4 protein-coding genes and 1 pseudogene are annotated in these 4,654 nt (G+C 73.3%); 1 reads left to right on the top strand and 4 read right to left on the bottom strand.

Features of this window, described 5'->3' with window-relative positions; genetic code table 11:
- From MHW47_RS36170 to MHW47_RS32185, 4 genes and pseudogenes are all read right to left on the bottom strand, one after another.
- Positions 1 to 235 (bottom strand): annotated as a pseudogene (locus tag MHW47_RS36170) (hypothetical protein); the annotation flags it as partial.
- 419 nt (positions 236 to 654) lie between these two features.
- Positions 655 to 1,110, bottom strand: coding sequence for a DUF6113 family protein (locus MHW47_RS32175; protein WP_239227388.1), 456 nt, complete (start codon positions 1,108 to 1,110; stop codon positions 655 to 657).
- Positions 1,107 to 2,006: an N-acetyl-1-D-myo-inositol-2-amino-2-deoxy-alpha-D-glucopyranoside deacetylase gene (gene mshB / locus MHW47_RS32180; RefSeq protein WP_239227389.1), complete on the bottom strand. Its 900-nt coding sequence runs from the start codon at positions 2,004 to 2,006 to the stop codon at positions 1,107 to 1,109. Before mshB ends, MHW47_RS32175 begins: the two co-directional genes overlap by 4 nt.
- A 26-nt stretch (positions 2,007 to 2,032) precedes the next feature.
- Positions 2,033 to 2,227: a hypothetical protein gene (locus tag MHW47_RS32185; RefSeq protein WP_111337987.1), complete on the bottom strand. Its 195-nt coding sequence runs from the start codon at positions 2,225 to 2,227 to the stop codon at positions 2,033 to 2,035.
- 209 nt (positions 2,228 to 2,436) lie between these two features.
- Between MHW47_RS32185 and MHW47_RS32190 the strand changes: the two genes are divergently transcribed.
- Positions 2,437 to 4,518, top strand: a complete 2,082-nt coding sequence (locus MHW47_RS32190; RefSeq protein WP_374230185.1) for a prolyl oligopeptidase family serine peptidase — start codon at positions 2,437 to 2,439, stop codon at positions 4,516 to 4,518.
- Positions 4,519 to 4,654 lie beyond the last annotated feature (136 nt).

A 4,654-nucleotide genomic window follows, 5' to 3' on the forward strand; every position in this document is an offset into this window, starting at 1 on the left:
CGCCGTCCGTGTCGCCCGGGCCGTCCGTCGGCGGCTTCGCGGCCGCCGGGGGCTTGCGGGGGGCGAACCAGTCGCTGCCGCCGCCCTCCTTGGCCGGCTTCTCGCCGGAGTCCGCCGCGTCCTCGCCGGACTCCGCGGCCGGGGCCGGGGACGTCTGCGGGGCGCCGTCCTGCGCGGGGGCGCCCGGACGCGGGGTGGAGCCGGTGCGCTCGGCACCGTTCTCCGTCTCACCCATGGGCGTACGCATGACAACCGGCGGGATGGGCCGCGACCCCGGGATGTTGATCCGGATACGCGTCGTCAGGGTCGTCTCGGTCTTCGGCTCTTCGGAGCGGTCCGGACCGGCAGATTCCGGGGCCCCTTCCGGGGCGTCCTGCGACGGGTGCGTCGACGGATACTGGCGTGATCCGTACGGCGGCGTACCCGAGGGGTACGCGGCTCCTCCGCGACCCTGGGGCCCGGAGGACGAACTGTCAGTTTCACGACTCAAAGCAGGTTCTCCCGATTGGCTCCGCCGCCCGTACTTCCCCCGTGCCACAGCTCGGGCGCGCGAACCACCATACTGGGCGCCGCCGGTACACACCCCGCGACCGGGGGAAACGACTGCGCACCCCCTCGACGGTCAGGGGGCGTCACGGGATCGGACGGAGCACACTACTTGGCAGGTCGGCCGCTGTCGGCCCGCTGCCGGGGCGATCGCGGCATGGTGGCACAGATCACAGCGACGCCCATTCCGCCCAGCATGAAGAGGCCCAGGCCGACCGCGTCACCGAAGACATAGTCCCCTTCGGGCCGTCCACTGAGCAGAACAACGATGGAAATCAGCCAACCTGCGGCGGGGGCCACGGCTCCCGGCTGGGTACCCGTCAGCGTGCGCCCGCCGTGGAAGAGGCCGGCCGCCGCCGCCAGCGCGAGGAGCAGTCCGCCGGGGAACCAGGCGGGCTGGACGAGGGTGCCCGCGATGCCCACGACGGCTCCGGCGACCGCCAGGCCGAACAGGACGGCGATCCGGGCGGGGTTGACGGGCGCGGCCAGGCCGGTGGCCGGAATGTCCTTCTTCTGTGCGTCGGTCCGGTCGCCGCCGGCCCGCGCCCTGCTGCTGCCGCTCACCGCTCGGCTCCCGGCACGCCCGCGAACAGATCCTGTTCGAGGGAGCCCGCCGGGGCGCCCGGGGCACCGGCGGCCAACTCGTAGTACTCGGTGGTGAACACGGGCTGCCCGAGGTCGTTGGAGAGGGCGAAGTAGGGCCCCTGGAGGGCGATCTGGGTGGCGTGCGCCCGCATGGCGGCGGCCTTGGCCCCCTCGTATCCCGTGCCGTCGATCACGGTGGTGACCAGGGCGTCGTCCACCACGCCCGGCACGTCACCGATCGCGGCGATGCCCGGGAAGGCGTCGGCGGCCTCGGCGCGCAGGGCGGCGAAGCGCTCCTCCGCGACCGAGCGCGGCACCCGGTTCCAGTAGACCTTGGCGACGGCGTGCGGGGCGGCGGCGCCGGGGCGGTAGGCGGCGTCGGCGGCCAGTTCGGCGGCGCGGGTGGCGACCCGGTGGGTCTGGATGTGGTCGGGGTGCCCGTAGCCCCCGTCCGGGTCGTAGGTGACCAGGACCTGGGGGCGCACCTCGCGGATGACGTCGACGAGATGCCCGGCGGCCTCGTCCACGTCGGCCGCCCAGAAGGCGCCGGGGCGGCGGTTCTGCTCGGCGCCCATCATCCCGGAGTCCCGGTAGCGGCCGGCGCCGCCGAGGAAGCGGTGGTCGGTGACGCCCAGCTCCTTCATGGCAGCCGCGAGTTCGCCGCGGCGGTACGGGCCGAGGGTGTCGTCCCGGTCCGCGGCGTGGTGGGCGAGCGCGGGCGGGATGACCTCGCCCTCCTCGCCGAGTGTGCAGGTCACCAGCGTGACCAGGGCGCCTTCGGCCGCGTACCTGGCCATGGTGGCGCCGTTGTTGATCGACTCGTCGTCCGGGTGTGCGTGCACCAGGAGCAGCCGCCGGGCGGGAAGGTCCGTCATGGGGACCACCCTACGAGTCCCCGGCGTCAGAACTTCAGGCCCCCGATCATGCCGGCCACGTTCGTGGTCAGCTCGGAGATGGTGGGCGCGATGGTGGAATCGGCGAGATAGAAGCCGAGCAGCGCGCAGACGACCGCATGTCCTCCCTTCAGTCCGGACTTCCGGATCAGCAGGAAGACGATGATCGCCAGCAGCACCACCGCCGAAATCGAGAGCGCCACAGCGGTTCACCTCCATCTGTACGGTCGGGCACGGGCAGCACGCGTGGAGCCAGCAGGTTCATACCCACCGAGCGCTACGGATCATAACTATCCGTCGCACCGCATTGATCGGGGCACGGCAGCACGAGGGGCGCACGGACGGAGCGGGCCGATAGGTTCGGCGCATGACTTCGCCAGAGATCACGTTTCCGCTCCAGTCGGCACGGACCATGAGATTCACTCTCGGGGCACCTCGCGCGTTCACGGTTTCACCCGACGGTGGACGCGTGGTCTACCTGCGCTCGGGTTCCGGCACGGACCGCTCGGGCCGTCTCTGGGTCCTGGACCTGACCGGGGACGGGGCCCCGCGGGAGCGCCTGGTGGCCGATCCCCGGGCGCTGCTGGGCGGTTCGCGGGAGCGGCTGTCGGCGCAGGAGCGCGCCCGCCGGGAGCGCAGCCGCGAGGGTTCGTCCGGGATCGTGGGCTACGCCGTGGACGCGGCGGCCGAACTGGCCGCGTTCGCGCTGTCCGGGAAGGTGTACGTGGCCGATCTGCTGGGCGGCACGGCGCGCGCGCTGCCCGTGCCCGGCCCGGTGATCGATCCGCGTCCCTCCCCGGACGGGCGACACGTCGCCTATGTGTCCAAGGGTGCGCTGCGGGTCGTCGGCACGGACGGCGAGTCGGACCGGGCGCTGGCCGAGCCGGAGGACGACCAGGTCACGTACGGGCTGGCGGAGTTCATCGCGGCCGAGGAGATGGGCCGCTCACGGGGCTTCTGGTGGTCGCCGGAGTCCGACCGGCTGCTGGTGGCGCGCGTGGACGAGAGCCCCGTCCAGCGGTGGTGGATCGCGGACCCGGCGCACCCCGAGCGCAGGCCGGCGGAAGTGGCCTACCCGGCGGCCGGCACCCCCAACGCCGTGGTGTCGCTCCAGGTCGTGGGCCTGGACGGCAAGCGCGTCGAGGTGAGCTGGGACCGGGCCCGGTTCCCGTATCTGGCGCGGGTGCACTGGTCGGCGTACGGGGCTCCGCTCCTGCTCGTACAGGCGCGGGACCAGCAGAGCCAGGTGTACCTGGCGGTGGACCCGGAGACGGGCGCCACCCGGACCGTGCACGCGGACGGGGACGAGGTGTGGCTGGAGCTGTTCCCCGGTGTGCCCGCGTGGGCGCCGGACGGGCGGCTGGTGCGGATCACCGACGAGGGCGGGGCGCGGGTCCTCGCGGTCGGCGACCGGACGCTGACCGGCGGGCAGTTGCACATCCGGTCCGTGCTGGACATCGGGGAGTCGGACGTCCTGGTGTCGGCGTCGGCGGGCGCGGAGGCGGACGATCCGGAGGTCGGCGAGAGCCATGTCTACCGGGTCAACGAGCTGGGCGTCGAACGGGTCTCGGAGGGCGTCGGCGTGCACACGGCCGTCCGTTCCGGGCGGGTGACGGTGCTGGTTTCGACCGCGCTGGAGCGGGCAGGCGCAACGGCGAGGGTGGTGCGCGACGGCGAGGAGATCGCCGTCGTCGCGAGTCACGCGGAGCGGCCGGTGCTGTCCGCGCGGCCGGTGCTGACGGAAGGGGGCGCACGGCGAATTCCGTGCGCCGTGCTGCTCCCCACCGGCTATTCGGAGTCCGATGGTCCGCTTCCTGTGCTGATGGATCCGTACGGCGGACCGCACGGCTCACGGGTGGTCGCCGCCCACAACGCCCACCTCACCTCGCAGTGGTTCGCCGATCGGGGCTTCGCCGTGGTCGTCGCGGACGGCCGCGGCACCCCCGGCCGTTCCCCGGCCTGGGAGAAGGCGGTCAAGCACGATCTGGCGCTCACCGTGGAGGACCAGGTGGACGCCCTGCACGCGGTCGCGGAGCGGTTCCCGCTGGATCTCGGCCGGGTGGCGATCCGGGGCTGGTCGTTCGGCGGCTTCCTGGCCGGCATGGCGGTGCTGCGGCGGCCCGACGTCTTCCACGCGGCGGTCGTCGGCGCCCCGGTGACCGACCAGCGGCTCTACGACACGCACTACACCGAGCGCTACCTGGGCGACCCGGAGGAGCAGGCGGCGCTGTACGCGTACAACTCGCTGGTCACCGACGAGGGCCTGTCGTATGCGGAGAAGCAGGTGCGCCCGATGATGATCGTCCACGGGCTGGCGGACGACAACGTGGTCGTCGCGCACAGCCTGCGGCTGTCCTCGGCGCTGCTCGCCGCCGGCCGGCCGCACGAGGTGCTGCCGCTGAGCGGGGTGACGCACATGACCCCGCAGGAGAACGTGGCCGAGAACCTGCTGCTGCTCCAGGTCGACTTCCTGAAGCGGTCTCTGGGGCTCTGAGCTACCAGCCGGGCGGCGGCTGGGAGGGCGGCGGGGGCGGGCCGAAACCGCCGCCGCCCTGCGGGTAGCCGTAGCCCGGGGGCTGCGGGGCGGGGTACGGAGGCGCGGCCGGTGCGGGGCCTGCGGGGCTCCAGCC

The sequence above is a fragment of the Streptomyces sp. OfavH-34-F genome (genome assembly GCF_022347745.1).
Taxonomy (GTDB): Bacteria; Actinomycetota; Actinomycetes; order Streptomycetales; family Streptomycetaceae; genus Streptomyces.